2 protein-coding genes are annotated in these 2,673 nt (G+C 69.7%); both read left to right on the top strand.

Going from position 1 to position 2,673, the window contains the following annotated elements; genetic code table 11:
* A partial coding sequence (locus FV222_RS22375) for an EamA family transporter (RefSeq protein ID WP_147815671.1) occupies positions 1-370 on the top strand: 370 nt, incomplete at its 5' end.
* 184 nt (positions 371-554) lie between these two features.
* Positions 555-2,237 carry an acyl-CoA dehydrogenase family protein gene (locus FV222_RS22380; protein WP_147753143.1) on the top strand — a complete coding sequence of 561 codons (1,683 nt, stop codon included), beginning with the start codon at positions 555-557 and terminating at the stop codon, positions 2,235-2,237.
* The last annotated feature ends 436 nt before the right edge of the window (positions 2,238-2,673 follow it).

Here is a 2,673-nt window from a genome sequence, read left to right on the forward strand (position 1 = left end):
CACGCTCTGGCAGAAGCGCACGGGGGCCGACGCCGACCTCCTCGCCACGGCGACGCTGCAGTTCTTCGGCGCCTGCTTGGTCGCCGTGCCGCTGGCGCTGCTCTCCGGCGACGGCCTCGCGGTGCCGCTGCTGCTGCCGGTCTGGCTCGGGATGGCGTGGTCGGTGCTGGTGAGCTCCGTCGCCGGGATCCTGCTCCTGCTCGTCCTGATCCGCCGCGGTGCGGTGGCCGGCGTCTCGGCGCTGCTGTTCCTGGTGCCGCCGGTCTCGGCGGCGATGGCCTATCTGATGTTCGGCGAGGCGCTGACCGGGCTGCAGATCGCCGGCATGGTGGTCGCCGCGGTCGGCGTCGCCGTGGCCAACCGGGGCTAAGCTCGACGGCGCGGCGACAGCGCCCACTGTTTCGCCAACCAGTTGCGGCGTTGAGGAAAATTGCACGCGGCTGCATAGAAAATTCAAGACGAATTGCGGTCCCGAGCCTGAAGAATTTGCTACGTCCCGGCCGATCGGGCCTATATTGCTGGCAACCGGAAACGTTCAGACGAAAGTGCCAGCCATGTCCGCTTCGCCCGCCTTCCAGCCCGAGCCGCAGGATCTCGTCGCCCTCACGAAGGCCGCCGGCGAATCTGCAAAACGTCTCGTCGCCGAGGCGACCCGCCGGGTCCGCACCCGCGTGCTCGGCACCGACGGCAAGGTCGACGCCGCCAAGCTGGAGGCCGAGCAGCACGCCGCCCACGGGCTGGCCTGGATCGCCACCTACGGCGAGGCGGTGCGCGAGCTCGGCACCTACGCCGCGAACCTGCGCGAGGCCGGCCGCCTCGGCGAGACCGAGACGCTGCTCGTGAAGATCGGCGCCGGCGAGTACCTCGAGCAGATGTTCTCGGGCATCCCGATGAGCCAGGGCGAGATGGTGCGCCCGGTCGGCTCGCTCGGTCTCACCGCCCGCGAGGTGCAGCAGTTCCGTACCGACGCCGTCGAGGCGCTGATCGCCGACGGCAACACCCCGGAGAACCGCGCCGCCCTGGTGCAGAAGATCCGCGACGGCGCGGCCTCGGCCACCGTCGGCGATTCCGGCCTCGACGAGGACATGGAGGCGATCCGCTCCGAGATGCGCCGCTTCGGCAAGGCCGAGGTGGTGGCCCAGGCGCACGAGTGGCACCTGAAGAACGATTACATCCCGATGGAGATCGTCGCCAAGATGGCCGAGCTCGGCGTCTTCGGCCTGACGATCCCGGAAGAGTACGGCGGCATGGGCCTGCCGAAGATCTCCATGTGCGTCGTCTCCGAGGAGCTGTCGCGCGCCTATATCGGCGTCGGCTCTCTCGGCACCCGCTCGGAGATCGCCGCCGAGCTGATCCTGTGCGGCGGCACCGAGGAGCAGAAGCAGCGCTTCCTGCCCAAGATCGCGTCGGGCGACATCCTGCCGACCGCGGTGTTCACCGAGCCGAACACCGGCTCGGACCTCGCATCCTTGCGCACCAAGGCGGTGAAGGACGGCGAGACCTGGAAGATCTCCGGCAACAAGACCTGGATCACCCACCCCGTCCGCGCCGACATCATGACCGTGCTGGTCCGCACCAAGCCCGAGGAGAAGGGCCACCGTGGCCTCTCGATGCTGATCGCCGAGAAGCCCCGCGGCACCGACGCGGAGCCGTTCCCGGTCGAGGGCCTAACCGGCGGCGAGATCGAGGTGCTCGGCTACCGCGGCATGAAGGAGTACGAGCTCGCCTTCGAGAACTTCGAGGTGCCGGCCGCCAACCTGCTCGGCGAGGTCGAGGGCAAGGGCTTCGCCCAGCTGATGCAGACCTTCGAATCGGCCCGCATCCAGACCGCGGCCCGCGCCGTCGGCGTCGCCCAGTCGGCCCTCGACCTCGGCCTGCGCTACGCCGAGGACCGGGTGCAATTCGGCAAGCCGCTGATCAGCTTCCCGCGGGTGGCCGACAAGCTCGCGATGATGGCGGTGGAGATCAACATCGCCCGCCAGCTCACCTACTTCTCGGCGCGCGAGAAGGACGAGGGCAAGCGCTGCGACCTCGAGGCCGGCATGGCGAAGCTGCTGGGCGCCCGCGTCGCGTGGGCGGCGGCCGACAACGCCCTGCAGATCCACGGCGGCAACGGCTTCGCGCTGGAATACGCCGTCAGCCGCGTGCTGTGCGACGCCCGCATCCTCTCGATCTTCGAGGGCGCGGCCGAGATCCAGGCCCAGGTCATCGCCCGGCGCCTGCTCGAGGCGGCGTGACGCGACGCCCGGGCCTTTAGGCTCGGGCACCGCGGGCTCTTCGTTCTCCGGTCGATCGGGGAGAGGATGTGCTGCCGGGCTCATATTTCTGCCGGACGGCCCCGGATGGATCGTTCGAAGCTCGGCGCAGCCCCCTCTCCCGTCCGGGAGAGGGTTGGGGTGAGGGGTACGACCTCTCCGGACATTCCTCGCCCCTCACGCTGTTCCTCTCCCGAACGGGACAAAGGACCCGAGCTTCACCGGCACGACGGGTGCATCGGGTAGGCCGCAAAGGGGCGTGACGAGCGGAAGCGGTCGTTTCAAGATTGCCCTGGATCGTCGAAAGCGGCGCCCCCCCAAACCGCACTCACGGCACGGCGACCGCGGCGACCGCGGCGACCGCGTGCGGCGTGTCGTCGAGAAGCAGTGCCCGCAGCCGGGCGGCGGCGTCCGGGCT

Source organism: Methylobacterium sp. WL103, assembly GCF_008039885.1.
GTDB lineage: Bacteria > Pseudomonadota > Alphaproteobacteria > Rhizobiales > Beijerinckiaceae > Methylobacterium > Methylobacterium cerastii.

Bases quoted from the DNA above. Each gene is read 5' to 3' on its own strand.
- FV222_RS22380 (WP_147753143.1), top strand. From the start codon at position 555: ATGTCCGCTTCGCCCGCCTTCCAGCCCGAGCCGCAGGATCTCGTCGCC.